The sequence below is a fragment of the Ekhidna sp. genome, assembly GCF_965247405.1.
In the GTDB taxonomy this organism is placed as follows: domain Bacteria; phylum Bacteroidota; class Bacteroidia; order Cytophagales; family Cyclobacteriaceae; genus Ekhidna.
Map to the genome: position 1 here is coordinate 33,102 of NZ_OZ252014.1, position 26,625 is coordinate 59,726.

Annotated in this window: 25 protein-coding genes; 8 read left to right on the forward strand and 17 right to left on the reverse strand. The window is 40.3% G+C overall.

Annotated elements, in window-relative coordinates; genetic code table 11:
* Positions 1–37 precede the first annotated feature (37 nt).
* Positions 38–352 carry a thioredoxin family protein gene (locus tag ACP14Y_RS00160; RefSeq protein WP_424960943.1) on the forward strand — a complete coding sequence of 105 codons (315 nt, stop codon included), beginning with the start codon at positions 38–40 and terminating at the stop codon, positions 350–352.
* Positions 333–587, forward strand: coding sequence for a DUF6952 family protein (locus tag ACP14Y_RS00165; RefSeq protein ID WP_424960944.1), 255 nt, complete (start codon positions 333–335; stop codon positions 585–587). Before ACP14Y_RS00160 ends, ACP14Y_RS00165 begins: the two co-directional genes overlap by 20 nt.
* On the opposite strand, the gene ACP14Y_RS00170 is transcribed toward ACP14Y_RS00165, so the two are convergent.
* The gene (locus tag ACP14Y_RS00170) at positions 576–1,535 is read right to left on the reverse strand and encodes an ABC transporter ATP-binding protein (protein WP_424960945.1); all 960 of its coding nucleotides are present in this window, start codon (positions 1,533–1,535) and stop codon (positions 576–578) included. The genes ACP14Y_RS00165 and ACP14Y_RS00170 overlap by 12 nt on opposite strands.
* A 76-nt stretch (positions 1,536–1,611) precedes the next feature.
* On the opposite strand from ACP14Y_RS00170, the gene ACP14Y_RS00175 reads away from it, so the two are divergent.
* The gene (locus ACP14Y_RS00175) at positions 1,612–2,322 is read left to right on the forward strand and encodes a flavodoxin family protein (protein WP_424960946.1); all 711 of its coding nucleotides are present in this window, start codon (positions 1,612–1,614) and stop codon (positions 2,320–2,322) included.
* On the opposite strand, the gene trmB is transcribed toward ACP14Y_RS00175, so the two are convergent.
* A complete protein-coding gene (trmB, locus tag ACP14Y_RS00180) occupies positions 2,319–2,978 on the reverse strand; it encodes a tRNA (guanosine(46)-N7)-methyltransferase TrmB (RefSeq protein WP_424960947.1) in 660 nt (219 codons plus the stop codon). The genes ACP14Y_RS00175 and trmB overlap by 4 nt on opposite strands.
* A 31-nt stretch (positions 2,979–3,009) precedes the next feature.
* On the opposite strand from trmB, the gene ACP14Y_RS00185 reads away from it, so the two are divergent.
* A complete protein-coding gene (locus ACP14Y_RS00185; RefSeq protein WP_424960948.1) occupies positions 3,010–3,537 on the forward strand; it encodes a hypothetical protein in 528 nt (175 codons plus the stop codon).
* A gap of 54 nt (positions 3,538–3,591) precedes the next feature.
* Here the strand turns inward: ACP14Y_RS00185 and ACP14Y_RS00190 are convergent, their stop codons facing one another.
* From ACP14Y_RS00190 to holA, 12 genes are all read right to left on the reverse strand, one after another.
* Entirely contained in the window at positions 3,592–4,302 is a 711-nt protein-coding gene (locus ACP14Y_RS00190; RefSeq protein WP_424960949.1) for a hypothetical protein, read from the reverse strand.
* A gap of 4 nt (positions 4,303–4,306) precedes the next feature.
* Positions 4,307–4,930, reverse strand: coding sequence for a porin family protein (locus ACP14Y_RS00195; protein WP_424960950.1), 624 nt, complete (start codon positions 4,928–4,930; stop codon positions 4,307–4,309).
* Between the two features lie 101 nt (positions 4,931–5,031).
* Positions 5,032–5,772 (reverse strand): LytR/AlgR family response regulator transcription factor, encoded by a 741-nt coding sequence (locus tag ACP14Y_RS00200; protein ID WP_424960951.1) that lies wholly within the window; start codon positions 5,770–5,772, stop codon positions 5,032–5,034.
* Positions 5,773–5,791: 19 nt separating this feature from the next.
* Positions 5,792–6,832 (reverse strand): sensor histidine kinase, encoded by a 1,041-nt coding sequence (locus tag ACP14Y_RS00205; protein ID WP_424960952.1) that lies wholly within the window; start codon positions 6,830–6,832, stop codon positions 5,792–5,794.
* Between the two features lie 60 nt (positions 6,833–6,892).
* Positions 6,893–8,110 carry a bifunctional folylpolyglutamate synthase/dihydrofolate synthase gene (locus tag ACP14Y_RS00210; RefSeq protein ID WP_424960953.1) on the reverse strand — a complete coding sequence of 406 codons (1,218 nt, stop codon included), beginning with the start codon at positions 8,108–8,110 and terminating at the stop codon, positions 6,893–6,895.
* Positions 8,107–8,901 (reverse strand): hypothetical protein, encoded by a 795-nt coding sequence (locus tag ACP14Y_RS00215; RefSeq protein WP_424960954.1) that lies wholly within the window; start codon positions 8,899–8,901, stop codon positions 8,107–8,109. Before ACP14Y_RS00215 ends, ACP14Y_RS00210 begins: the two co-directional genes overlap by 4 nt.
* On the reverse strand, positions 8,901–9,290 hold the full coding sequence (locus ACP14Y_RS00220; RefSeq protein ID WP_424960955.1) for an ExbD/TolR family protein: 390 nt from the start codon (positions 9,288–9,290) through the stop codon (positions 8,901–8,903). The genes ACP14Y_RS00215 and ACP14Y_RS00220 overlap by 1 nt, the downstream gene beginning before the upstream one ends.
* A 1-nt stretch (position 9,291) precedes the next feature.
* Positions 9,292–9,954, reverse strand: coding sequence for a MotA/TolQ/ExbB proton channel family protein (locus tag ACP14Y_RS00225; protein ID WP_349566867.1), 663 nt, complete (start codon positions 9,952–9,954; stop codon positions 9,292–9,294).
* Positions 9,955–10,046: 92 nt separating this feature from the next.
* Entirely contained in the window at positions 10,047–11,294 is a 1,248-nt protein-coding gene (locus tag ACP14Y_RS00230; RefSeq protein WP_424960956.1) for an SPOR domain-containing protein, read from the reverse strand.
* 60 nt (positions 11,295–11,354) lie between these two features.
* Complete coding sequence (locus ACP14Y_RS00235; protein ID WP_424960957.1) at positions 11,355–13,010, reverse strand: hypothetical protein; 1,656 nt, start codon at positions 13,008–13,010, stop codon at positions 11,355–11,357.
* A gap of 1 nt (position 13,011) precedes the next feature.
* Positions 13,012–15,945 carry a tetratricopeptide repeat protein gene (locus ACP14Y_RS00240; protein ID WP_424960958.1) on the reverse strand — a complete coding sequence of 978 codons (2,934 nt, stop codon included), beginning with the start codon at positions 15,943–15,945 and terminating at the stop codon, positions 13,012–13,014.
* 53 nt (positions 15,946–15,998) lie between these two features.
* Positions 15,999–17,021 (reverse strand): DNA polymerase III subunit delta, encoded by a 1,023-nt coding sequence (holA, locus tag ACP14Y_RS00245; RefSeq protein WP_424960959.1) that lies wholly within the window; start codon positions 17,019–17,021, stop codon positions 15,999–16,001.
* A 37-nt stretch (positions 17,022–17,058) separates the two neighbouring features.
* Between holA and ACP14Y_RS00250 the strand changes: the two genes are divergently transcribed.
* Positions 17,059–19,488: an ATP-binding protein gene (locus tag ACP14Y_RS00250; protein WP_424960960.1), complete on the forward strand. Its 2,430-nt coding sequence runs from the start codon at positions 17,059–17,061 to the stop codon at positions 19,486–19,488.
* Here the strand turns inward: ACP14Y_RS00250 and ACP14Y_RS00255 are convergent.
* Entirely contained in the window at positions 19,451–19,840 is a 390-nt protein-coding gene (locus tag ACP14Y_RS00255; RefSeq protein ID WP_424960961.1) for a response regulator, read from the reverse strand. The genes ACP14Y_RS00250 and ACP14Y_RS00255 overlap by 38 nt on opposite strands.
* 299 nt (positions 19,841–20,139) lie before the next feature.
* Between ACP14Y_RS00255 and ACP14Y_RS00260 the strand changes: the two genes are divergently transcribed.
* The gene (locus ACP14Y_RS00260; protein WP_424960962.1) at positions 20,140–20,628 is read left to right on the forward strand and encodes a hypothetical protein; all 489 of its coding nucleotides are present in this window, start codon (positions 20,140–20,142) and stop codon (positions 20,626–20,628) included.
* Here the strand turns inward: ACP14Y_RS00260 and ligD are convergent.
* Entirely contained in the window at positions 20,625–22,937 is a 2,313-nt protein-coding gene (gene ligD / locus ACP14Y_RS00265) for a non-homologous end-joining DNA ligase (protein WP_424960963.1), read from the reverse strand. The genes ACP14Y_RS00260 and ligD overlap by 4 nt on opposite strands.
* Before the next feature lie 132 nt (positions 22,938–23,069).
* On the opposite strand from ligD, the gene ACP14Y_RS00270 reads away from it, so the two are divergent.
* Both ACP14Y_RS00270 and ACP14Y_RS00275 read left to right on the forward strand, forming a co-directional pair.
* Positions 23,070–25,250, forward strand: coding sequence for a helix-turn-helix domain-containing protein (locus ACP14Y_RS00270; RefSeq protein ID WP_424960964.1), 2,181 nt, complete (start codon positions 23,070–23,072; stop codon positions 25,248–25,250).
* Positions 25,251–25,508: 258 nt separating this feature from the next.
* Positions 25,509–25,970, forward strand: a complete 462-nt coding sequence (locus ACP14Y_RS00275; RefSeq protein ID WP_424960965.1) for a hypothetical protein — start codon at positions 25,509–25,511, stop codon at positions 25,968–25,970.
* Between the two features lie 38 nt (positions 25,971–26,008).
* Here the strand turns inward: ACP14Y_RS00275 and ACP14Y_RS00280 are convergent, their stop codons facing one another.
* Complete coding sequence (locus ACP14Y_RS00280; RefSeq protein ID WP_424960966.1) at positions 26,009–26,620, reverse strand: histidine phosphatase family protein; 612 nt, start codon at positions 26,618–26,620, stop codon at positions 26,009–26,011.
* Positions 26,621–26,625: the final 5 nt, after the last annotated feature.

The following is a 26,625-nucleotide window of genomic DNA, read 5'->3' on the forward strand; positions in this document are numbered from 1 at the left end:
CCTATCGCAACTTCGCGTCAAATTCAAAACGAATAAAATGATGATAGATTTAACAGAAGATAATTTAGCAAGAGAGATTGAAGAAAACGATCAGGTAATTGTACAGTATGGAGCAGCCTGGTGTGGAAATTGTCGGTTGGTAAAACCAAAATTCAAACGATTGGCTGGTGAAAACGGAGGAGTAAAATTTATTTATGTGGATGCCGAGAAGCTACCAAAATCACGCGCATTGGCAGAGGTAAAGAATCTACCAACTTTCGCTGGTTTTAAAGGAGGACAACTAGTAGCAAGTAATGCTGGCAATAAGGAAGAAAACATCAAAGAAATAATACATGCGATTACCAATAATTAAGCATACCCTGGACTTCATTGAGCAAAATGATGAGGACTATGTGATAGAGGCTGTAGAACTACTCGAGCACATGGCAGAAGCGAAAGGAATCAAGGACGAGGAATTGGATGTCATTGGTGAATTGCTGTCCAATTTCTACGGCTCACTTGAAGTAGCAAAAGCAATCAAAGAGGGAAAACCTAAGAAGGAAGCCATGAACGAGTTTATGGAGCGCGTGATGGGATCAATCAACTGATTGGTCCTTTTTTCTTACCTGAGATTTTAAGCCAACACCTACTTTATCTCCTTTCTGATATTCACCAGGAAAAGACAGTGCCTGAATGGTTTGACCATCCGCTCTTATCTCAATTAACTCATAATTACCATGGAAATGAACGTTCTTCACCTCTCCCGCTACTCCATGATTGTTGAGTGTAAACTGTTCCGGTCTGACAATCACATGCTTTGACGATAAAGACCATTTGGTTCCATCAATGACTTGATAAGATCCAAACAAACCAGCTACATAGTCATTAGCGGGATCATGATAAATCAATCTTGGAAGGTCTTTCTGCATGATTATACCATCTTTGAGCACCAGTATTTCGTCCGCCCAGGGTAAGAGATCCGTGGGGTCGTGAGAAACCATCAAAATAGTCGCACCTGTCTCACTACTGATATCATTGATCACTTCTTTTATGATCCGTTCATGGTGAGGGTCTAAATTGGAAAACGGCTCATCCAGCAAAAGCACCTCTGGTTCCTTTAAGATTGTCTTGGACAATGCCACTCTTTGTCGCTCGCCTCCTGATAATTCACGGGTATTCTTTTCAAGAAGCGTTTCAATTCGACAAATGGCGGCCATTTTGTCTATCTGTTCCTGATCTACCTCTGCTGAGTCGAGGAACTCACTGACCTTAATAAACTTGGGCAGTTCGAATGATTGAGACAAATACGCCATCTTTGGATGTCCGGGAATCAAACGATCTAATTTGGGATATACAGGTTCTCCCTCCAGGTAAACAGATCCCTCTTCCGGCTTCTCCAGTCCAGCGATTACTTTCAGCAATGTAGATTTACCTGAGCCTGTCTCACCTGCAATACCTATTCTCTTTCCTTTTTCAATCTCCAACGATGAGCAGGAGAATGCCTTGCGCTCTTCAGAATAGCTCTTCCGGATATTTTGTAATTTTAGAAAGGACATTCTGACTTATAACATGCTATTGATAGATGTGTTCAATAATGGGAATGCAAAGATCGCTTTAAATAAATTCAATCTCATGACCAAACCTGACTTCTCTTCACTTTCGGCAATTTTCATCAACTGTACCCTTAAGAAATCCCCACGTCAAAGCCATACTCAGGGGCTGATGCAGGTATCCATGGACATCATGGAAAAAGAATGTGTTTCCGTGGAATATGTGCGATTGGTTGATCATGATGTACCCTACGGAGTATATCCGGATATGACCGAGCATGGATATGATGCAGATGAATTTCCAGAAGTTTTTAAGAAAGTAATGAAGGCAGATATTCTGGTTATCGGAACACCGATCTGGTTGGGAGAGAAATCATCTGTAGCAACGAAATTAATCGAGCGGCTTTATGGTATGAGTGGCAAGCAAAATGATAAAGGCCAATATATCTATTATGGAAAAGTAGGTGGATGTGTCATTACTGGAAATGAAGATGGTATCAAACACTGTGCGATGGGAATGCTATATGCGCTGCAGCACCTGGGGTATTCCATTCCACCTCAGGCCGATTGCGGGTGGATTGGTGAAGCAGGTCCAGGCCCTAGCTACATGGACAAGGAAGCCAATGCTTACGAAAATACTTTCACAAATAGAAATACAACATTCATGACCTACAACCTCATGCATTTAGCCAAGATGCTAAAAGAAAATGATGGGTATCCTACCTATGGTAACTCTCGAAAAGACTGGGATGACGGTACAAGATGGAATTTTGAGAATCCGGAGTATCGTTAATTGTCAAACCGAAACTTCATATACTTGATCTTCTCCCCTTTCTCTGTCCAGATACGCTCGTATTTTGTTTTAATGCCATGATGCTCTTCTAGCATTGGAGAATTGTACAGGTCAAACGTGAATTCATGATCTTTAACCTTGAAATCGGTCAGTACCTGAAGGGTGTATTCAAAAAGGTCGGTATTGTCAGTCTTAAATTTAAACCAGCCATCCGGCTTCAGAATGGATTGATACTTTTCCAGAAATGATTTGTTAGATAGGCGATGCTTCTCATCCCGATCTTTGGGGCGAGGGTCTGGAAATGTCAACCAAATCTCATCTACTTCAGATTCATCAAATAAACCAAGAATTTCTATGATATGAGTTCGCAGAAAAGCAACATTAACCAATTCATTCTTTTGGGCATACTGGCTCCCCTTCCAGATACGATCTCCCTTAATGTCTATTCCAATGAAATTTCTTTCAGGGTATTTTTCTGCTAGTGAGAGCGTATATTCTCCCCAACCACAGGCAAGTTCTATTACAATGTCATTATCATTCTTAAAAAACTGTCCCCAGTGACCTTTAACCTCACTGTATAATTCTTTTCCAGGTTCAATGACATTTCTACTTGCTTTATTTTGGGCAAACTTTTCTAACTTATTTATCTTACTCAAGCTATTATCAAATCTATCAAACTATCTAACCATGAAAACCAGTATTCTCCTAACCATTACCCTGCTTTTGACCGTTCCTTCCTATGCACAACAAACTGAGGCTGAAGTGGTAAAAGCCGTTGATGACTTAACCATCAATTGGGATAATGAAGCTGAAAAGCTGCAAACTTATGAAGGCCTGGGCAGTTTTTGCGGAAATTCTGTATACAGAAAAAAAATTATTGAAATGCTTGATGAGATCCATCACTATGATACGCTTTTGTATGGAATTGTCACAAGAAAATTTGAAACTAATAAAGATGCGGAGGCAAAAGCAACACTAGATGATATCCAAACACTAGAGTCTGACTACACCACTAAGGCCTTTCGCCGGTTTATTCATAAGGAATGCAATACCTATAATGAAATAGAGAATAACCTGGGCAGGGAAAAAGGGGCTGAGTACAAGAAAGAAGTGAAAGCCCTTGAGAATGAACTGAAAAAGTATGTTAAGGAAGTTACCAAACAAATTGACCTAATCGACGAGCATGTGCATCACTTGCATTTAGGAGAAGATTAAAGTGAGATCAAAAATAAGGATGCTACCATATCTCATGATAGCATCCTATTCATTTTAGTCTACTCTTTCATAGCGATAATTGATCGTTACATCTTCTCTATATTCTGTTGCTATAAAGCTCTGTTCTGATAAATCATTGATATGTAAGTCTTTAACCGACGCACCATCGTCATAGACTAATCCTAAATAGTGTTCCCCCACTCCCCACCAACTCGCTTCAAAGAAGTCAGCTATAGAATCACAATCATTAAGCTGTTCATGCATCTCATAGGCACCCGCTTTAGTGAAGTTGACAATATTATCAGTCAGGCATTCGTATTCAGGCAGATCGTTTCCGTCTTGATCAAAAACTCTTGTAATTCGCCATTGTCTTCCTTCGGTGGTCGAAACAATACCGTTTATGTTACGGTGAATTCGTTCTTCACTTAAGTGGATTGAAAGGTCTTCAACATGGTGAGCCATTGGATACTCCCAGTTGTTTCTAGCATCTGAAACAATGTCAAAATAATACTCGCCTGATTTGGCTTTTGACATGATTATTTGACCATTTTCATCCGATACAAATACATCAACCCTTCGCTGATCAAAAGCCCAATCATCAATGGTTCGATACGCCATGACAGTTGCATTTACAACAGGTTCGCCAGAAAATGTATCATAGATGCTCAATACCAAAATCCCTTCAGTATCATATTCCAGTTCCTCTGTGCAGCTTGACAGAGCGATCAGGCAAATAACAGTAAATAGTTTATATAACTTTTTCATAGCATTAGAATTTGTAGCCAAGGGTGAACATAAACGATTGGTTTTTCACAGGGTCTTCCTGATCAACTAATGATGATAAACCTGTTAAGTAGTTTACTTCAACTAGTAATCCATTGAAGATCAAAGTTCCAATTCCAATTTCCATTCCGAATGAATTTGATTCCAATGCATCATCTAAATCATATTTTTCTTTTTCTCCAATACACGCTTCACCAATACATTGTGTATAGGTAAAAGTGGCCTCATTGGAAAGTAGAAATGATACATATGGGCCTGCCATGAGATAAATCCTGTCATTCAACCAATATTCTGCTAGTATTGGAAAATCGAGATTCTTCGTCTTTACGATCAATTGATCATGATAGCTTATACCCATGATGTTCGAAGATTCGCTGAACCTTTGTACTGTTCCATTAGAGGTATATCGACTCCCTAAATTCATTATTAAATTGTCTGAGATCGGAATCCCATATAGCATTCCAACAGAGAATCCAGTAAGGTTTTCATGAGCAATATCGAGTCCGTCTCCTTTCCATTTGGAAAGCGATACTGAAGATTTAATGGATAAACCTTGAGCAAAAATCAGTAGTGGCATCCATAAGATGCAGAAAGTGAGTAATCGTTTCATAAGTGTATTATTTAGTGATGAGAAGTGAATATCTCTACCCGGCAGCCTAATACACAGGAAATGTGAATGAACGCGTAAAATATGGGAGTGAATACGTTAAACTATCTGTTAAGCCATTTTTTAAATGCTGAGACACGCTCCGAGCTTACAATTGCAGATTCTAAAAAAATCGGTTCCAGAACAACTTTTATTCTGCTTCGAGAAAAAGAAAACATTTCTTTGATGGCTTCCAGGTGGATGATGAATTGACGATTTATTCGAAAAAAATCATCGGGATCAAGTAAATTCTCAAGCTCTTGAAGCGTATGATCAATCAAATGCTTCATTCCATCATGTCTACACAGGTATACTAACTTTCCCTTTGCATAGAAATAGGCTATCTCCTCAACTTTAACCGATACAATTCGTTCCCCCGCGGTGACCATGAATCTTTTCTGATAGCTTGATTTTTGAAGCGAACGATTTAGTTGATCAAAGTCTATCTGATTGATTTTAAGATGCCTAAACTTCTCTATTGCTCTTGTCAAATCTGACTTTGATACCGGCTTCAATAAGTAATCGATACTATTTACACTAAATGCATCTATTGCATATTCGTCGCGTGAGGTGGTAAATATGATGGGTGTTTCAACTCTAACGGAATCAAAAATGGAAAAACTTATTCCGTCATTTAAATGAATATCCATGAAGATCAAATCAGCAGAAGTGGACGGTAGCGTTTGTCGGGCTTCATTTAGTGAACGTATGACCCCTATCACATTGATTGATGAATCAACCTCATTTAATAACTGTGACAGTTGCTCAGATGCAGCAGGCTCATCTTCGATTATCAGAACATCCATAACACGTAAAAATTGAGCGTTATAGAATAGGTAAGAACACCTTAAAGTGGGTATCATTTGAATCAATCACCACCTCGTAATCACCCAGCAAACTATAACGTTCTTTTAAATTAGTCAATCCTACTTTAGTAGAGGTGCTGCCTGATGATTTTGGAATTGTTTCATTCACCACCTCAATGTAGCCATTTGCTTTTTTTACACTAATTAGTAACGGACGATCCTTTGACATTGAATTGTGTTTGAATGCATTTTCGATCAGTAACTGCAGGGAAAAAGGTGGTATGGAACCCTCTATATTACTACCAATATCAAAGTCTACTTTCAACTGACCTTCAAATTGAATTTGATATAATTCTATGTAGCTCTTAACAAAGCTGATTTCTTCATTTATGGGAATGAGTAGCTCACCTTCTAAGGTTAGCACTGTCCGATAAATATTGATAAATTCTTCACAGAATTTTCGTGCTTTTATCTGGTCATGATTTATTAGCTCAACCATGGTATGCATACTGTTAAGCAAAAAATGTGGATTAACCTGATTCTTTAGTGCTTCAAATTGCGCTAGAATAGCTTTACTTCTGGACTGCTCATAATCAAGTTTTATTCGATTTCTCTCACCATACAGAAACACAACCTCATACGTGACAATGAATAAAGCATTTATTACCGTTATATAAAGTAAATTATAGTATAAAGTAATCGCAGCACTATCGCTTTCAAATCGAAATAATGGGATAAGATAACCGTAATCTATATAGATGACTACCGGGATAGTTATTATCCATGCTACCAGTGTTGTTGTAAAAAATTCAATAATCGATCTTAAGATGAAATGTTGACCCCATGGATATTTCTTTTCAAGGATGGTTATGATCCATACATTGATGAAGCAGATAAGAAGTAGTTGGATAAAGGTTTGAAGCAGAAAGGCTAAATACGCCGAAATTACTACAGGCACTGAGATGTGAGATAATTCGTCGTAAATCCATAGCTCTACAAAGTATTCAGCTTCAAGAGCTGCACTTATGACTAAAATTGAAAGAATCAATTTTTTGTTCATATCTGCACGCAATGATGTACAAGTAATTTACCAAGAAATAAATGTCTGAAACGACATCCGCTATAAGCTACTAACCTCTGCTACCACAAAGGTGCTGCCAGTGACGAGGATCAAATCATTTGATTGTGCTTTTGCTGTCGCGTTTTTGATCGCCTCGTTTACATCCTTAAAGCATTCGCCTTCCATCTGATGCATGAGTCCCTGAATGGCTAGTTCTTCTACTTCCAGTGCGCGGGGGACGCTTGATTGTGTCCAGTAAATCGATGCATCTTTTGGAAAGATGTTAAATATTGGTGTCAACTCTTTGTCTTTTACTGTACCAAAAACAAGGTGTAATTGACCTGAACATAGCGCCACCACCTGATTAAACAATATTTTTAATCCATCGACATTGTGACTTACATCCGCGATGGTCAATGGACTATCGGTTAGAATCTGGAACCTCCCTTTAAGTCCAGTAAGCTCATTAATACCAGATAAACCTTCTGAAACATCATCAGAGGATACCTCCCATCCTTGTCTTACCAATTCATTGATTACCGATTCAATCCCTCCTAAATTTTTTATCAGATAGCTGGGGACCAGTCCTTTGGTTTTATATGAAGGCAATCCTGCCTTTATCAATACAGCCTCATTATTTTCTGCTATTTGCTCAAACACCGGTGCTGTTTCGGGTAGTGTCTCCCCGATCACCACCGGCACATGCTTCTTAATAATCCCTGCTTTTTCAGCTGCAATTTTATCGAGGGTGTCTCCTAACATGTCCATGTGATCGTATCCAATATTGGTTATCAGGCTCACTTCAGGCACGATTACATTGGTGCTGTCTAACCTACCTCCTAACCCTGTTTCTATCACCGCTATATCTACTTCCTCCCTGGCAAAATAGTCAAAGGCCATCGCTACTGTAATCTCAAAAAAGGATGGTTGGATTTTTTCGACTGCTGGTTTGATCCGTGCAACAAAATCAACTACAAACTCCTTAGAAACTTCATTTCCATTGATTCTGATTCTTTCTGTAAAGCTTTTAAGATGAGGGGATGTATATAGGCCGACATTATAACCAGCTGTTTGCAAAATAGCTGCAATGCCATGTGCGCTAGTGCCCTTACCATTGGTTCCTGCGATATGAACACTTTTGAATTTCTGATGTGGATTATCGAGAAGTTCCATCAGCTTCAGTGTGTTGGTCAGGTCCTTTTTATAGGCCTGCTTTCCTACGCGCTGATACATGGGAAGTTTAGAATAAAGAAAGTCGAGCGTTTGCTCGTAGGTCATTTGGATTTGATGATAAAGGTGATGGTTCCCGTAGAAACAGGTGCGGTTTTATAATCAGCTGTTTTACTGAACGTAAGTTTTTCGACCGCCGATCTGTATTTTCTTTCTACGGAAGGTGAAACGGTAGATGTTACTGTTTCAATTTTGACCAGATAACCATCCTGATCCACGACGATTTTGTAAACAATCTTACCAGACTCATCTGATTGATCATCTGGCTTAGGTTTGAAGTCCCAAATCCATCCCGATAAGGCTAAATTGGCACCTTCAGAGTCACCGGTGTTTGTACCCTGGCTGCCATAAATGGCGCGTTGGTCAATCTCCTTCTCCTCTTCTCCTTCTGATGGATTTTCGGATGTTTTGTCAGCATCTGTCTCGGATGGGTTCATCACCGCTCGGGAATCAACCTGTTTTTCATCTTTTATGACTTGCTCAGTACTTTCGGTATTAGTTTCTTCAACTTTCACAGGGGACTCAACCTCTGAAGGTGAGATTGGCTGTTCGTCCACTACCTCGGCTTCACTTGATTCCTCTATTGATTCCTGAGCTTCATCTTCAATGTTTTCGGAAGGTTCTTCTGTAGGTGGAGCCGTTTGAGCAGGTGATGATGTGCTGGGGGCACCAGCTGAAGTAGTAAAGCCCAACTCAATACCATACTCAGGAATAGGTGGAAATGGCTCTTTCCATGCCACAATGAAATAGAATAAAACGAGAAGGACCAACTGAACACCCACGGATGTCAACCATCCGATTCGCCTATTCTTTTCCTCTTGTTTTTCTCTTTCTTCCATCACTCTGGTTTCGTTGCTATCGAAACTTTTGCTTTCAAAGATGTTGCAATTCCGGCAACCTCTACAAGTCGTTCTACAGGAACTGATGCGTCACAATGAAGAACAACTATTCCCTCTTTCCCATTCAGGCTTGACCTTAAAACGGATTCTAATGAAGAACGATTCACTCGCTTGTTATTTACAAAGTAGCTAAGGTTCTTTGTAATCGTCACACTCACCTTTTGCATTACGATTTCCGACGACCTGGAAGACGGTAAATTGACCGGGAGTCCGGAGGGTGTAATGAATGAAGCTGTGAGCATGAAAAAGATCAACAACAAGAAGATGATATCTGTCATTGATGACATGCTAAAACTGGCATTCACCCTATGTTTTGATTTCAAGTCCATATTACTGCTTTTTAGGTTCCTGAAGCAGATCTATAAAGTCTATCACGTTAGACTCCATTGTGTGAATCACTTTACCAACCTTAGAGACCAGGTAATTATATCCCAGGTAAGCTAAAATACCCACAAACAAACCAGCAGCGGTAGTAATCATTGCTTCGTAAATTCCAGATGAAAGCAGCTTGGGGCTTACGGCCCCTTCTTCCTGAGCAATTGCAATGAATGCCTGAATCATCCCGGTAACCGTACCCAGAAAGCCTATCATTGGGGCAGCTCCTGATATGGTTGCAAGTAGATTTAGGTTTTTCTCGAGCCGGTAAATCTCCAGTTTACCCACGTTCTCGATACTGACCTCAATATTCTTCAATGGGTTGCCAATTCGCGTGATACCCTTTTCAATCATGCGCGCCACTGGTGTATCGGTTTTACCACAGAGCATCAAAGCACCATTAATATCCCCAGCTATCACCATCGACCTGATTTGATCTTTAAACGATTCAGGAGTTTTAGCTGCCGCACTTAAAGTACGTGTACGCTCCACAAAAATGTAGATGGCTACCATCCATAGCAATAAAATGGGGATCATCATATATCCACCATTGGTGAGTAGCTCTAACAAAGAAATCGATTCTTCTGATTCCAGACCCTCCATTACAGGATCCTGCATAACACTAATTAGCATAAGTTCTTTTTATCTTGGTTCAATGAATGGATGCCCATTCAAACAGACTGAACGTATTAACTGAAGGATTAGTGCTTTTAGTATCTCAAGATCCAAATATCCTGACCAAACTCAGCTTTTAACCCTTCAATTGATCTCTGTGCATCAGAAAGCGTGCCATGTCCTGAAATTGCAACCCTTGTAGTGATAGCATTGCCAAATGGAGGGATAACCGAAGGACTTTTTCCAGCATTTGAAAGCTTAGTAGCATAATCCATTGCCATGTCACTATCAACAAAACTTCCAACTACGATATAATAATTACCTGTTCGGGCACTCAGCGAATTAACTGTACCCGGAGTAGCTGCTACTTGCTTAGGCTGATTATTTGTAGGTCGTTTTGCAGGAGTAGTTTTCGGCTGATTATCAGCGGGTCGTGTTGTCGCTGCATTATTATCAGCTGCCGTGGAGCTATTTGTCGTTGATTCTTCAGCTGGCTTAGCCTCTTCCTCAGGTTTCTTTTCTTCAGGTTTTTCTGTCACTGGAGGAGTTGTTTTCTCTGCAACTTCTTTCTCTCCTTCACCATCACCTCCCATCGGAGACATAAACCAAAATGCGGCACCAAGTCCGGCGAAAATGATGATACCTATGATCACCACTTTGGCAAACTTGCCTTTGCTGCTCGTCTCTTCTGCTCCTCCTTCAAAAGTAGGCATGTCTGACATGCTCTCTTCTTCAGAATCCATTAGTTCTTTCTCAAACTGAGCGAATTCATCCTCATCTAATACATCGCTATCAAACACAGAGTCTGAAATTTCATCATCATCATCATCACCTCCGAGCTCTTCATCAGAAGCTTCAAATTCATCAAATGATTCTTCTTCATAAAACTCCTCCATGGCTTCATCCGCTGGATCATCTGAGCTATCTTCATCAGGTATATCTCCCATTGAATCCTCAAAATCGTCAGTTTCACTCATTGAAGCTTCGAGCTCTTCATCCGTTACCTGATCAGGGATTTCCTCATCCGCAATCTCTTCGTCTGCTACATCTGCAATATCGTCTTCCAGATCCTCTACAGAAAGATCTTCGCTATCAAAATCATCACTATCAAAGACAGAGTCATCGAGTTCTTCTGCCGCCTCATCAGTTACTTCAGCAGCAGGCTCTTCAACTGCTGGTTCCTCTTCCTCTTTCGTTTCTTCAGCAGCAGGCGTTTCTTCTTCTAATGGGGTGTCATCATCATCATCCAAAGCTTCATAATCTAGCTCTGGTAGACCAAAATCATCATCATCACCGAAAAAATCGTCCTGTTCTTTGTCTTTGTTCTTGTCGTCGTTAGCCATAGGTATGTTTTATTGACCGAACCAAGATAAAATAAAATTCATTATTAGGAAATATTAGGGTCAGAAACGGTACTGACCGCCAATTTTAAAAGCGAGTCCTCGGATCGGGTACCCCAAATATCGTTCGTATTCATTATTAAGCAAATTATTTACGTCAATGAATGCAGATGCTCTCGGGGTAATTAAGTATTTAGCACTAAGACTTACATCAGTAAAAGCAGCTAGCTTCAAATAACCAAAATCCACATCGGCTGGTGCACGGATACCACCGATGCTGGTTAAATATGCTGAAACAATCAACTTTTCTTTGATATTGTGGCTCGTATACGCGTTGAAAACGAATGTTGGCTTATGCCAGGGTTTATCCAGTGATTCGACGGAATAGCCATTAAGCTCCAAACTTGCACCATACGTACTGGTGGAAGTAGGCATATATTTTACGTCCGTTTTTAGACTTATTACATTGACGGTTTCATTATCGTATGTAAGCACGAACCGGGCAGAATCAGAAGCGGATGGGATGAAAAAAGGAAGCCCCTTAAAGCCGGAATGAGTAAGTGAAGCTTCCACGAGCATGTTTTTAACCGGTGAGCCTTTTATACCTCCACCAAAACTAAAGGTGTTCTCCGTATGCGTAATTCCGAGAGAATCATCTAAAAATTCATTCTGATTCAAGAGTTCATTAAGACTATTCCATGCCTGTCCACCTAAAATTAATCCGTATACACCCCACTCATCAGAAAAACTGTACGACACCTTGGCTTTTGGATAAAAGCTGGTTTTCGTAGCTGCATCCACCTTTCCAGATGAAACCATGAATCCTGCTTCTATAATTAATGCATCTTTCTGGTGCTTAACCCATGGATTAATATTGATGAGTGATCGATCATAAGCTAATCCACCATCATATTTGGCAGATTGACCTTCAATCTCAAAACCTGTAGTGAATGCTTCATCGATTTTATACGCCAGACTTCCTGTCGCTCCAAGAGTGGTTTCACTATTTTCTGCGCTTGATGGGTCAAAGGATTGGACGCTAGAGGATATATGAGGTTTGAATGAAAGATTTATATCACCCTTTTCCCATGATAGCGCTATTTCAGAAAAAATATGGTTGTGTTTGCTTTCCACAGGATCGGCTTCCAAAAACCCGGAATTTATTCTATTGGAATTGCCATAAAATTTATACTGTCGTTGCTTAAAGGAAATAGTAGGTGTGACTGTGAAGTTGTTTTTGACATGAGTAGCCGAAACATCTATGCCAGCAACCGAATTGCCACTATTTTCTTCATTTACAGGGCCAGTCTTAAAGCTCTCGTAAAAGAGCTTGGCTCTACCATCCCAATTTCCAAGCTTTCGGAATAACCCAGCTCCAACCACTGGTGAATTGAAATTTCCATATCCCAACTTGACATAGTTTTGATAATCAGCTAATGGATATGGATCATCTGCGTACTGAAATGGAACATCTGATTTATAGTCAGGCCAATCAAAGTCAGGCTCTTTTATATCAAAAGAGAGCTGAATGGCTTTATTAGTGAAAGATTCTGGTGTACTACTCAGGAATATCTTATCTGCCTGGGGGAGCGTTATTTTCTTGTCTTTTTCAACAACGACTTCTCCTGTCAAAATCTCACCTTGAGTCTTTGTGCTGTCATTTTGGGCATAGGATTGTAACCAAATGAAACATGATATTAATGCTACTGCTATTTTCATCCTATTTGTTGCTTTGGGTAGAGTCTGAAATATTGGCGTTTTGCTCAATTTGATTTAACAATCGCTGAGCCTCGGATTTAACATCCTCATTTTTAGCATGTTGAATAATAGATCTTAAAGTGGCTTTTGCTTGAAATAGCTCTTCTTGTGCAATGTAGTTTTTAGCTATCAACAAATAAGATTTATCTATCCAGTCCTGATAACTGCCGTAATTCGAATTCAAATCAAACAAGAGATCAAGCGATTGATCATGTGCTTCGTTGTTGTAGGCAATCAGCCCCAGGAAATAGTTGGCTTCAGCACCTACTACATTCTTGTCTGACGCAAGCGATTCAAATTCCAGCCTAGCCATCTCTGTTTGTCTTAAGTTAAGATAGCTCTTCGCCTTAATCATGGATGCCTCTTTTCCAGCATTCAGTGGTTTCCACTCCGCACGAATGACTTCATCGGCCATAGCGATTGATTCAGTGAATTGATTATTGGTGAAATACAACATCATTAGTCCCTGACGAGCGTTGTAGGTGTCCTTTGAAGTAAGGTTTAAGTCCATCAAAAGCTGGTAGGCGTCTTTCGCCTCTGAGATATTGCCCAGCTGGGTGTTGATGTCCCCCACTCTGCTGAGTATGCGACCGGTTAGAGGATTTCTGACGTACTTCAACTCATCAAAAACGACTTTTGATTGTTCCAATTGATCAATTCGGTAGTACGAATCAGCTAGGTAATACTTTGCTTCGATCTTGTTTCCACTTGCAGGGTAGTCTTTTAAAAACCGATCAAAAGCTCTTGTTGCTTCAGCATAGGAGAAATCAAAATAAAGACGTTTAGCCGCTTCAAACTCAATTAATTCGAGGCTTCCACTCTCAGGATTGGCTTGTTTATAGTCAGCAATATATTTATCCAGTTTATTGACGTCAACTCCTGCTTGTTGTAACTCCTGAAGTCCCAGGATTGCGTTTAGCGATACCTGTGATGAAAGATGATTTTCAAGAATATTAGAATAGTCAGCTTTCGCTTCATCCATCTTGCCAAGGTTTTTTCGTGCAATTCCTCTATTAAGCAGGGCGTCAGGAACCAGGGATGAATTTGGGTAATTACTAACGACTTGTGTAAAAATGTTTTCTGCGTCTTTGAACTGTGCAGATTCAAAATGTATCATCCCGACTTCAAATCGAGCTGCAGCTCCATACTTTGAAGAGGTAAATACCTTTTGGAAGGTTTGAATAGCTTCATCTGTGCTTCCCGCTCTTTTCATCGCGCTTCCTTTTCGGAAATCAATATAAGATGAATGATTGCTTACACTTGCTTGATCATAAATACGCACAGCTTCATCGTACGATTTGGTGGCGAACAGACAGTCTGCCAGTCTAACGCTTGCATCTGTTTTTGTACGCTGATCATTGGTGTTTCGTGCCCTTCTGAAGTGCGGAATGGCATTGGCATAAAGCTGTTTATTGTAATAGGCATATCCTATCCCATAATCTGTCAGTGAATTGATTTTCGTTTGGCTCTGATAATATTTTAGTGCCATTTCAAAATTATTTTCTCTCATCGCAATTTCTCCCAGATGAAACAATGCCTGATCTTTAAGATCAAGGCTTGGTGCGTATTTGAGACTTTCCTGGAACCAGGTCCTGGCCTCTTCGAATAGACCATCATTGAAGGATAAAACTGCCTTCTGATAAGTGACCTTCTGATAAATATCCTTTTGTGTGGGATTGGTTACTCCTATCCTTTTCAGGTGTTCGATGGCCAAATCAAAATTGGATGTTCGCAAATAAGATTGAGCAATAAGATCTTGAAGCTCTGTTACATAGCCCCCACTACCAAATAACTCCAGATAATCATTTGCATAGTTGATGGCTTCCGCAAAATTGCCCAATTGTGCATTTATTTTGGCGGATTGATAAAGAGCCTCTTCCTTAATCGCCTTATTTTCAGATGCTGAAGCTTCTATATAGGCAAACAATGCTTGCTCAAATGATTGCTTTTTCAAATAAAGCCTTCCAAGTTGAAAGGCGCTAAGTTGAGCATACTCACCTCCCTGAATTCCTGCCTCCGTCAGGAACTTGATTGCCTGATCCTCATTTCCAATCTTAAACTTTGAGACACCTGCCTGATAATAGAGTGCTGCAGTGGGTTTAGATGGATGGAGCTCGATCGCTCGCTCAAAATAGGCGTCTGCTTTCGCGACATCATTTTTCAAGGCGTATGCTTCGCCAATCAGTTGATAAAATCCTGAATTAGTAATGGTGGTCTCATCAGAAAGCTCCTCCTGAGCAAGAGCAATAACTTCATCTACTTGCTTATTTTCGAGCCGGATTTTAGCAATAAAGAACTTAGCAGAGTTTCCATATGCTTCATTTCCTTTTACCTTTTCAAATCCTTCCAACGCGTTGGTTAAATCATTTAGATGGTAGTTGGCATATGCTTCATAATAATCAAGTTTGGCTGTTTCCTCGAATGCATGGTTTCTGGAAAGCCTGAAAAGATCTTTTGCATTCTGGTAGTTTTCCTCATTTAATTGAAGTACTCCATAGATGAATCCATAGGATGCTCGATCTGCTGTGCTTAATTCATTTGCTGAGACGGATGAAAGGTAACTTCTGCTTTTAAGTGTATCTTGATTGTAGAAAAAATACTCTCCTAAATGATATGCTACCAATGGTTTAATGGGGTGTTTCTCATTATCAGCCAGCCAACCTTCTATCTTTGAGGCATCCCTTTTTCCGGTTTTCATCTCACTCATCAAGAGCAGTATCTCCTCACCCTCTGAAAGTGAGGAACCCCTTTTTAAATTACCGATTACACGCTGGTATTGACGTGTCTGGAAGCTTTCAAATGCCTCCAACTCAGTGAAGTCTGCACTCGAAACAGATTTTTGCGCAATGAGTGCAAACACAAATACACTGAAGAATATGAAAAGTAGCTTTCTCAATACGAAACAGTTTTTGACCAACAATTGCAACGAATATTTAGCTTCAAATTGTGTTAGTTCATCAATTTGTATACCAACTCTGTTAAAACAGGGCCTTCTTTTTTTGTGGCATAGCCGATTCCTTTCGATTGCATATCTGCTTCATGCAAATACTTGATGTTTTGTACCACTTTTCCAACCGGATAGTTCCTTGCTGCCTGCATATATTCTTTCACAAAGAATGGGTTAACACCAATTAAAGATGCCAATGCCTTTTCATTCTTGTTTTCAGCATGGTGAATCAGAAGTAGTTTACTGAAATAGGAAAACAAACTATATATGGTAAGTACAAGTGGATTGTTGCTTGGATTTGAGGCGAAATAATTGGCGATTTTTAATGCTTTCAATTTGTTCAACCCACTTAAGGCTTTTTGCAGTTCAAAAATGTTATAGTCCTTACTTATCCCTACATATTTCTGAACCATTCCTGCGCTAATTGCATCGTCTTTCTTGACATTCAAAAGAAGCTTTTGAATTTCATTTGCAAGACGTTGTAGATTATTACCAATATTCTCTGATAACATCATTACCGCTGAGTCATCAATTTTAACTCCCTGACTTTTGCAAAAATTTCTAATCCAATCAGGCACCTGATTATCATACAGCTTTTTTGCATTTAGAAATACTGAATGCTTTTCTATGGACTTACCAAATTTGGTTCGTTTGTCAACCGTCTTATACTTATAACCAAAAACGAGGATGGTGCTGGGGAGCGGATTCTCAAGGTAATTGACTACCAACGTTTGTTTGTCATCATTTTTCCAATCCCTCATCTCCTGGGCTTCTTTCACAATAACCACTTGTCGTTCACCCATCATAGGATATCTTCTTGCTGCTCCAATTACATCAGTCAGAGTTGTATCTTTGCCATAAAGAACTACTTGATTGAAGCTCCGCTGACTCTCTTCAAGTGCGTTATTTTCGATATTATTGATAATATCGTCGATATAAAAGGTTTCTTCTCCCTGTAGAAAATAAACTGGAGCAAAGGATTCGCTGTTTATATCTTTTATAATTTGGTTATAGTCTGATGCCATAGAATACCAAAGGTAAAGGCTGCCATAGAGAATTGAAATGAGGAGATTTTTATTTCTTTTACTTGTTGCGTTTAAGTGCTTTCAGCTCGAGGCTCAAAGCAGTGAAATTGATAGCCTGCAGGCCGTTCTCAGTAAACTGACGGTCAGCGATACTGCTTATGTGGACGTAGCAAACGAAATAGCCTTCAAATTAAGTCTTACGGATCAAAAGAACTCCAGTTATTACATCAACCTGGCGATTTCCACGGCTAAGGATTTAAGTTATCAACGAGGGTTGCTAAGAGCCACCACGCTGAAAGGCAATGGCTTTCTAATGATAGGCCTTCCTGATCAGGCACTTTCATACTATCTCGAAGCTCTCTCCTATGATGCCTCTGAATATCCATTGGAATATGTTCGATTACACAACAATATAGGAGAGGTATATCGACGAAAAGAAGTGTTCGATTCAAGTTTAAAATACTTTGATAAAGCGCTTTCCTTAGCCCTCGAAAGACTGAGTGAATATCAACCTGTTATTATCTATTCAAATCTGGGAGAAGTCAGTTTGATGCAGGGAGAAGTAGATGATGCAGAATCATATTTCATGAAATGTCTGACTAATGCAGTCAACACGAATCATTTAAGAGGTCAGGGGTATGGTTACCATGGACTTGCGGAATGTGAGTACCAAAAGGGAGCCATCCTAAATGCCATACAATTGATGAAAAAAGCAGTTGAAGTAAGGTCGAAAGCAAATCATCAACGTGGATTGATTCAATCCTACTTAAAACTTGGTGGCTATTTCCAATCTAAAGAAGTAAATAATCCTGACAGTGCTCTTTACTACTGGAAATTGACTGAAGGGAAAGCCTACGAAAATCAGGCAAATGATTTACTTGATGAAACCTACAACAGACTGTATTCACTTTATCTGGAAAAGCGAGATATTGAGAAAGCGGCATTCTATCTAGATAAGCATAAAAGCCTGGGCGACAGCCTGAGAAATGCGGAGTTTATTTCAAGCGTGGAGAAAATGAAAACAGCCTATCAGGCTGAACTTATACTCGCAGAAAATGAATTGCTAAGGCAAGAACAAGAACAGCATAAAGCAGAAGATGAGGCGAGGCTAATTGTTATTACACTCGCTTTTACCATTGTACTAGGACTTGGATTTGCAACTTTTCAATACCGAAAACGGCAAAAGTCTCGAATTGAGGCAGAGAGGGATGCGGTATTAACTAAGTCACTTCTTGAGTTCTCTAAGTATCTCAATGAACAAGACTTGGATTTAGCGCAATTCATTGACACATTATTGAATAAGTCATATGAAGTATTAAGATGCGATCGTGCTACTTATTGGAATTTAGATGAAAAAACAAATGCTCTTTATTTAGCTGGAATTCGCGAAAGAAAAGGCTCGACGAAAATCCCAAAGACTCGATTTACAAGGGATCAATTCCCACAGTTTTTCGATGACTTTATGAGTCAGCGAACGGTAGCGGTTAGTCAGATAAGTAAGGATGAAAGATTGGCAGACATATACAATCAATACTTCAAACCCTATGGTATTGAATCAATCCTGAACGCCCCTATTTTGATAGACGGCCAGTTTGTTGGGTTTGTTTCATACACCATGACTCATAATCAAGTCAGAGAATGGGATATTCAGGAGCAAAAATACGTAGGCTCAATTGCAGATTTAATTGTAGCAGCCATCGCTAAAGACAAGAGCAACAGGCTTGAAATTGAAAAGGAAGAATTAATCAAAAAACTACGGATTCGGAATAAGAGTTTGAAGGAATTTAACAGTGTGATCAGTCATAATTTAAGAGAGCCTTTGACACAGATTATTGGTTTTTCAAATCTTCTAACGGATATCCCAAGTGATGCAGATTTTAATGAAATCGTAGCTCGAATAAGTGATGCTTCCAATCGAATCGATAGAGTGATTAAGGAATTGAGTACGGTATTAAACGAAGAGGATCCCAAGCCATCTGATTTCACTGATTTGTCCCTGGAGCGGCTAATTAACGAAGTTCTTGATTTACTCAAGATTGAAATCAAGAATGTAAACATTACGATTGAACAAGACCTAAAAGTAAAGAAGCTGAAGTCATATAAACCTTTCTTATCTGATGCAATTTATCATTTGCTATCAAATAGTCTAAAGTTTGCAGAACCAGAGAAAAGACTGCACATCAAAATTGAGAGCTATGAAGATGATTATTACAAGTTCATAAAAATTTCAGATAATGGAAGGGGAATTAACTTAAATAAGTTTGCAGATAAGTTATTCAAGATGTATCAGCGATACCACATGGATGTTGAAGGCCGTGGAATTGGACTGTTTATTGTAAAAAACAGAGTCACTTCACTTAATGGGTTGATACACGTTGAAAGTGAGGAAGGTGTTGGGTCCGCATTTACAATGGAATTCCCAAAAGAGGTCAACACGCTTGTAAGTAAGAACTCACGAGATCATTGAGCATGTCAACTGAAAGCGGTTTTGATTTAAAATCGAGTACATTTTCTTTCTTTTCAGCCATTTGCTTATCTGCCGGATTAATTGAGGAAGATAAGAGAACAATCTTATTTGAATTATCGCCTGTAATTGCCTGATACTGATCAAGAAACTGCCAGGCATTCATGACAGGCATATTAATATCCAAGAGCACCAATGATAGCTCATCACCATGATGATTTTTGTGAAAATAATCCAACGCCTCTTGCCCTGACTCAAAAGCAAGTACTTCATCCACTAGCCCTGCGCGTTCTATGATAAGTTTATTGAGATAATTAGTCGTGGAATCATCATCAATCAGCACAATTCTTTTCATCCGTTATTCCTTTAGCTGGTATGAAAAATATCAATACAATATTATGCATTTTTCATCTTAATCAAAGATAATAAACGGTACATGAGATAAAAATTAGTGGAATCTCTCGAATGTGAGTTAGTTAATATGCTTAACACTATAATTTTCTCAATACAATAGTGGGTGTTAATAGTTTTATAACAACTCTCTTCTATTGTTACATTCATTTTATGTAGTTGTCATACTTATGTCAAGTTTCTACTTATGACTATATAATCTCTGTTGCTTTTAGCTTGTTTGTGACTCAACACAGCTAAAATATGAGAAATCTTTTTTTTATCGTTATCCTGATCCTGACTTCAGGACTTCTTGATGCCCAGGCACACGATCCCGAAGACGGATATGCAATCGTAAGATCTGACACCATTTATGGCAAAGTCAAAATCAATTTTGATTCAGGTTCTATTTTGATTCAGCAAGACTCTATCAACCGAATGTTTCTGAGTGATATTGAACAAGTTACATTGTTGAATGAATCGCGAGAAACATTTATTCCAATTTATGAGGAAGGGAATACTACCTTTTATAAGGTTCTTGTGCCTGGTGATCATCCATTGTTAGAAGCAGGTGAATTACACTTTACGTTAGTTGAAGGCAATGTATTAGAAATAAGGGATGATAAGGATCTTTATGACATATTCGGTAAACGAGATGTCAAGGATTATTTATTTCTTCGGAATATTCAGATTGCAGATAAAAACGGAATCGTTGACGTTTTTCAATACTTCAATAAACATGAATCGTTTTAGGTCAAATCGACCAACTTTTTAAACACCGGATCCCTGAAGGTACCATTATCAGTAATCATCGAGTACTCCACTTCACAAACCAACTCAGGCTTTAGCCACACAGTCTTCTTCTCTTCATGCACCTCTCCGTCTACTGGTTTATCTGCTGAAACTAGCTCTACAAATTGTTTAGTTAATGACTTTAGAAGCGCATCGTCAAATCCTGTTCCAACCCTGCCCCGATAAATGAGTTCATCTCCATCTTGTTCAGCAAGTTGAAGCGATCCGAAATATCGCTCACGTTCGCCTTCTCCCTGTGTAAACCCTATGATGAAGCAATCCTTGGTTTCCTTTACCTTCACTTTGATCCATGCATCACTTCTCTTGCCAGGTGTGTATCTACCATCAATCCGCTTAGCAACAATACCCTCAATGCCATGCGCCTTTGCAGCAGCAAACAAGGCTTTACCATCCTCTTCCGACTGACTCACTCGATAGTTGGTCTCTCCTACCCGTAAAGAATCAATCATCCACCACCTGCGTCGATCCTGTGGGTCATGCATCAGTGATCTTCCATCCAGATAGAGACAATCAAACAAGTAGCAATAGGCAGGCGAGCGTTTAGATTCATAGTCAAAGTTCTTTTTGCTCATCAGTCGTTTGATCACCTTTTTGAAGTTGGCTTTACCTTCCTGATCGAGGCATACAATCTCCCCGTCAAAAATGGCGTTGTTGATCCGAAAAGCCTGTTCAGGTACATTGAGCTCTGGAAATTGCTCGGTGATGTCATTGCCATTTCTGCTATAAATCTTAAGCTGTCCCTCATTTAAATAAATCAATGCCCGGATTCCATCCCACTTCAATTCATAATAGAAGTCACCTACCGGAACACGCTTGGAAGCGTCAGCCAGCATCGGTTTCATGACTTGATCCAATAAGTTTTGTTGGGGGGTATCCACACGCTCCAATAACCACTCTTTATCCTTCATCAAGTGCATTCGGTACTCTGCGCTCAGTTGCTTTCCTGAAAGTCGAAAATAGAACCCCTGTTTTTTTTCTTTAGTGATCTCATAGCGCCCGGTGGCATACACCCACATCATGCCGCCACCATATTCTCCTTTTGGTATTTCCCCCTCAAAGGTCAAATACTTCAACGGGTGATCTTCGGTTTGAACTGCCAGTCTTTTTACTCCCGGAACCGGAGGCATTCCCCGGGGAATCGCCCAGGATTTCAGGATACCATCCTGTTCCAGTCTCAAATCATAATGCAAATGTGATGCATGATGTCTTTGGATACAGAATCGGCTACCCGGTGCTTCGTTATCCGAGAGCAAAGGCTCAGGCGTTTTGTTGAAATCCCGCTTTTTCTCATAGTCAGAAAGCTGCTCCGGTGTTTTGTGTCGTTTGTTAGGAGGTAATTCCTTTGCTACTACTGCTCGTTTGTCTGTATGCAAGGGTACCGCCCACCCTCTAATCTGCTCCCAGGCATCTCCTTCTTCCACCACCTTATTCAGAGTGGTTTTAATGTTCCATTGATTTAAATCCTTAAGCTCTTCCAAATCTTCCCATGATAATGGTGTGGAGGCAGTGGCTCCTGCTTTCCCTCTCAGACTATAAGGACAGATGATCGTCTGTGAAGGTCGGTTGCGGTAGATGTCAACCAAGACCCGCCCTTTTCGTGCCTCTTTTTTGATGTGAAGGGTGGTTTGATCATGTTTATTAATAAAGTCTGTAGCGACTTTTTTTGCTGACTGAAAACATTCCTCAAACGAATACCTGGCTTCTACAGGCGTTACCAAATGGAGCCCTTTTCCTCCGGTAGTCTTGACAAACACATGGTAATTGAATCGCTCCAGATGTTCCTTCAAAGCAAAAGCGATCTGTTTTAAGTCTTCTAGTGGAAATGAACCATCTTCCGGTGGATCTAAATCGTAAACGATATAGTCCGGTTTATCACTATGCTCTGAAAAGCTATGGATTTGGTGAATCTCCAGGCAAGCAAGGTTAGCCAGCCAAACCAGCGTAGCATCTTCTTTTGCAACAACATATTCCTTTTTTCGTTCTTGTCCCAGTCGCTTATAATCGATCCAGTCAGGAGTCCAGTCGGGACGATGCTTTTGGAAAAACTGCTCACCGTAAATGCCGTCAGGATAACGAACTAATGACAAAGCCCTGCCTCGAATGTGATTGAGGATAGTTGGGGCCAGTTTCAGATAATACTCAATGATCTCGGCCTTCACGATCTCATCCTCAGGATAAAGGACTTTATCCAGGTTGGAAAGCTCAATAACTCGTTTCCCTACTTCCGCATGGATCTTTTGTTTGGCCATGAAGTAATATTAGCATTTTCTTTTAATCGCAAGAAATAATGAGATCGCTTCATAAACTCGCGATGACGCTAAAAAACTACAACGTCATTGCGATGAGGCACGAAGAAGCAATCTCTATTTATCTTCGTCCACATGAACCACTTCAGTGATGCTGCAGAGCTGGCAGCTAACTATGTTAATACTACTAATCGACACATCTTCCTGACCGGAAAAGCAGGGACAGGAAAGACCACCTTTCTTCGAAACATCATTCGGAATACATATAAAAATGCTGCGGTAGCTGCTCCTACAGGAATAGCAGCTATCAATGCGGAAGGGGTCACTCTCCATTCTTTACTTCAGCTTCCCTTTGGAGCTTACATCCCGGAAGATATTCCGTTTTCAGAAAGAAACATACAGGTCAATACGCCTTCTTCCCTATTTCGAGAAGCTAAATTCGGAGCACAAAAACGAAAACTGATCAATGAACTGGAGCTACTGATCATAGATGAAGTGAGTATGTTAAGAGCCGATCTGCTGGATTGCATTGATGCTACCTTAAGAAGGCTGAGAAAAAGGCGATTTGATCCATTTGGTGGCTTGCAGATATTATTCATTGGAGACCTTATGCAGCTACCTCCCGTCGTGAAACAGGAAGAGGCTTCCCTTCTGCGCCAGTATTACGCTTCACCTTATTTTTTTGAAGCACGAGCTTTGAAGGAAAATCCACCTATACGGGTGGAGCTTGACAAGGTATACCGACAAAGCGATCAGTATTTCATTGATTTATTGAATCGCTTAAGACACAACGAGCTGGAGTACGATGATGTAGCGATGCTCAACGAAAAATACCAGGAGGATGTCTCTGAAATGGAAGGCTATATTCATCTCACTACACACAATCGTAAGGCAGATAAGATCAACGCCACACGCCTGGAAGAACTTAATTATCCAACCGTACGATACGAAGCGGATATCTCAGGGGACTTTCCAGAGAATGCCTATCCATGTGAGCCCATTCTTCAATTAAAGGAAGAAGCCCAGGTGATGTTTATCAAAAACGATCCTACCGGAAAAGGGCAATTCTTTAACGGTAAGATTGGTAAAGTCTCCAGCCTGGAGGATGGCATCAAAGTGACCTTTGAAGATGGCACGGAAGTTCCAGTGGAGCAATACGAGTGGGAAAATGTCCGATACGTGCTGGATAAAGCCACCAATGAAGTGGATACCAAAGTTCTGGGGACGTTTAAACAATACCCACTGAAATTGGCGTGGGCAGTTACGATCCATAAATCCCAGGGGCTGACATTCGAGAAAGCCATTCTCGATTTAGAAGGAACCTTTGCTGCCGGGCAATTATACGTGGCACTTTCTCGGCTCACCTCTCTCGATGGGTTGGTGTTGAGTAGTCCACTACCCAAGCGATCTCCATCGATAGATGAGCAGCTGAATCATTACATCTCCAGCTTTGAGGGGAAAGATAAGTTGGCTGAAAACTTTGAGCGCGACCGTATGCGTTTCATCGCAGAGTTCACGGAACGAGCTTTTTTGTTTGATCCGATGCTGCGAGAGCTGGTGGCGCATAAGAAGACTTTCAATAAAGATGAAAATCGATCATTGAAGCAAAAGCAGTTACCATGGACTGACGAGCTGATCAATGATGCATTCCCATTAAAGGAAGTCGGTGAAGGGTTTATCCGACAAGTGAATGGCATTTTGGCTCAAAAAGACCTACATCTGCTTGCGGAACGAATGAGCAAAGCGTCTGTTTATTTTGAAGAAAGGCTCACAGAACTCATCGAGCGAATTACTCAACAGCATCGCATGCTGAAAACACAAACACAGGCCAAAACCTATCGAGCGGAATTGGTAGAGATCAAGGAATTGTTTGCTTCCCAGCTACGACAGATCGTTAAACTCAACTTATTGGTTCAGCATGTCAATGAAGGGATACCTCTGACGAAGGATAAATTGAAAACCAGTAAACAATTGGCATCAGTTCAGAAGGCCAGCGCCAAGGATAAGACGCCAACAGCCGAGATCAGCTTTGACATGTATAAGAACGGCGGAAAATCGATCAAAGTGATAGCCGAAGAGCGAGGATTGGCTGAGGGAACGATTGAGAGTCACCTAGCTAAATATGTGGAACTGGGCGAACTGGATGTAACTGATTTTGTGAAACCCAGTCGATTGAAGAATATCCTAAAGGCCCATGATGAAGGTCTGACCAAGTCCGGAGAGATTAAAGGAGCCTTGCCCGATAGTTATAGTTGGGGCGAAATTAAGATGGGATTGGCGCATGCAAATTCAAAAACGAAATCAGAAAAACAATAATGAGATCGCTTCACTACCGTTCGACGGCTTTAATTTTTATTCGTTATTGTGATGAGGAACGAAGTAGCAATCTCATCCTATTTGAAAGGTTGAAAAGTATCATGAAAGATTATACGCTGATTTCTTAACAATTAAACCTGGGATTTAATAAGGATGGGGTTGGCACATTCGAAAAGTAGATAACCCTGTCAGGTTTTCAAAACCTGACAGGGTTTACTGCAACAAATGCGAAATAGTGAGTATTAAAACTGTAGATATATGTTTGACGAAGAAGATGACATACCTGACAGCAGAAACCTGCCTATTTTCAAAAAAGGAATGGAAATAGCCGAGCTAGTACGTTCACTGGTTGATTTAATTCCTGAGGACAATGAAATATTAAGGGAAGTTGGTGTTTTGATGATGAATGACGGTCATAATCTTGCGGTGGAAGTCTCTGGAGCTGAAGCTGGAGATTTGTATGATATTAAAATGGAGTGCGCTGCTATTATCAGAAAGTCTGCTAGAGAACTTATTGTTCAGACCCATAGTCTTGAAATGCATGGATTCAAAGAAACTCAGTATTTCCAATTGCTGCGAGATGCTGTCGAAGAGTATCGATTGCTATTCGTTGATTGGGTTGAAAGTTTTGACCCATGGAATTACATCATTGACCGATGGGGGTTATTTAACCCACCAGGGGTAGGCCCACATGACGAAGACCCTGATGACCTTTATTAGATTAATCATAACCCTGAAGGTTTTCAAGTCAGGAGTTTCTAAACAAGATGCTCTATCTGATTAAAATCCTTCAGAAAAAACGAATCTCTCCTGTATCCAAGGACATAATAAGAGCAATTGGCATGAGGAAAGCCATCCATGTAGTTCAGTGGATAATTAAGCGTCCAGCTCAGCAGGACTCGCATCGCTCGTCCATGCATGCAGATCAGGATATTCTCCCCATCTGCTTCTAAAACCTTCTCCATGGCCTTCTGCTGCCGCTCCATTACCTGAATAGGACTTTCACCTCCGCCCACATTAAGATGCAGCTCCCCCCTACGCCAACCATTCACTGTATCTGCATACAGGTTCTTTGCATCATAAGAAGCCTCCTTTCCCTCCTGATTACCCCAACTGATCTCGTCAAATCCGTCTAGAGCTGATACGGGCGTACCATTGTTCATGAACTCTCCGACTGTCTCATGCGTTCGGATTAAAGCAGAGGTGAACACATGATCGAATTGGATGTCTTCAAATGCATTCCCCGCCTTCCGGGCCTGAGCTCTGCCCGTATCATTGAGAGAGGCATTCACCCCTCGTCCTTGCACCATGCCTTTTTTATTAAAATCCGTTTCACCGTGGCGAAGTATGTAAATCGTCTTGTTTTTCAAACTGT

Coding starts and splice junctions, on each gene's coding strand:
- ACP14Y_RS00160 (WP_424960943.1), top strand. CDS start 38: ATGATGATAGATTTAACAGAAGATAATTTAGCAAGAGAGATTGAAGAA.
- ACP14Y_RS00235 (WP_424960957.1), bottom strand. CDS start 13,010: ATGAAAATAGCAGTAGCATTAATATCATGTTTCATTTGGTTACAATCC.
- ACP14Y_RS00230 (WP_424960956.1), bottom strand. CDS start 11,294: ATGGCTAACGACGACAAGAACAAAGACAAAGAACAGGACGATTTTTTC.
- ACP14Y_RS00205 (WP_424960952.1), bottom strand. CDS start 6,832: ATGAACAAAAAATTGATTCTTTCAATTTTAGTCATAAGTGCAGCTCTT.
- ACP14Y_RS00185 (WP_424960948.1), top strand. CDS start 3,010: ATGAAAACCAGTATTCTCCTAACCATTACCCTGCTTTTGACCGTTCCT.
- ACP14Y_RS00260 (WP_424960962.1), top strand. CDS start 20,140: ATGAGAAATCTTTTTTTTATCGTTATCCTGATCCTGACTTCAGGACTT.
- ACP14Y_RS00250 (WP_424960960.1), top strand. CDS start 17,059: ATGAGGAGATTTTTATTTCTTTTACTTGTTGCGTTTAAGTGCTTTCAG.
- ACP14Y_RS00200 (WP_424960951.1), bottom strand. CDS start 5,772: ATGGATGTTCTGATAATCGAAGATGAGCCTGCTGCATCTGAGCAACTG.
- ACP14Y_RS00165 (WP_424960944.1), top strand. CDS start 333: ATGCGATTACCAATAATTAAGCATACCCTGGACTTCATTGAGCAAAAT.
- ligD (WP_424960963.1), bottom strand. CDS start 22,937: ATGGCCAAACAAAAGATCCATGCGGAAGTAGGGAAACGAGTTATTGAG.
- ACP14Y_RS00190 (WP_424960949.1), bottom strand. CDS start 4,302: ATGAAAAAGTTATATAAACTATTTACTGTTATTTGCCTGATCGCTCTG.
- ACP14Y_RS00195 (WP_424960950.1), bottom strand. CDS start 4,930: ATGAAACGATTACTCACTTTCTGCATCTTATGGATGCCACTACTGATT.
- ACP14Y_RS00175 (WP_424960946.1), top strand. CDS start 1,612: ATGACCAAACCTGACTTCTCTTCACTTTCGGCAATTTTCATCAACTGT.
- holA (WP_424960959.1), bottom strand. CDS start 17,021: ATGGCATCAGACTATAACCAAATTATAAAAGATATAAACAGCGAATCC.
- ACP14Y_RS00210 (WP_424960953.1), bottom strand. CDS start 8,110: ATGACCTACGAGCAAACGCTCGACTTTCTTTATTCTAAACTTCCCATG.
- ACP14Y_RS00270 (WP_424960964.1), top strand. CDS start 23,070: ATGAACCACTTCAGTGATGCTGCAGAGCTGGCAGCTAACTATGTTAAT.
- ACP14Y_RS00255 (WP_424960961.1), bottom strand. CDS start 19,840: ATGAAAAGAATTGTGCTGATTGATGATGATTCCACGACTAATTATCTC.
- ACP14Y_RS00170 (WP_424960945.1), bottom strand. CDS start 1,535: ATGTCCTTTCTAAAATTACAAAATATCCGGAAGAGCTATTCTGAAGAG.
- ACP14Y_RS00275 (WP_424960965.1), top strand. CDS start 25,509: ATGTTTGACGAAGAAGATGACATACCTGACAGCAGAAACCTGCCTATT.
- ACP14Y_RS00225 (WP_349566867.1), bottom strand. CDS start 9,954: ATGCAGGATCCTGTAATGGAGGGTCTGGAATCAGAAGAATCGATTTCT.
- ACP14Y_RS00215 (WP_424960954.1), bottom strand. CDS start 8,901: ATGGAAGAAAGAGAAAAACAAGAGGAAAAGAATAGGCGAATCGGATGG.
- ACP14Y_RS00220 (WP_424960955.1), bottom strand. CDS start 9,290: ATGGACTTGAAATCAAAACATAGGGTGAATGCCAGTTTTAGCATGTCA.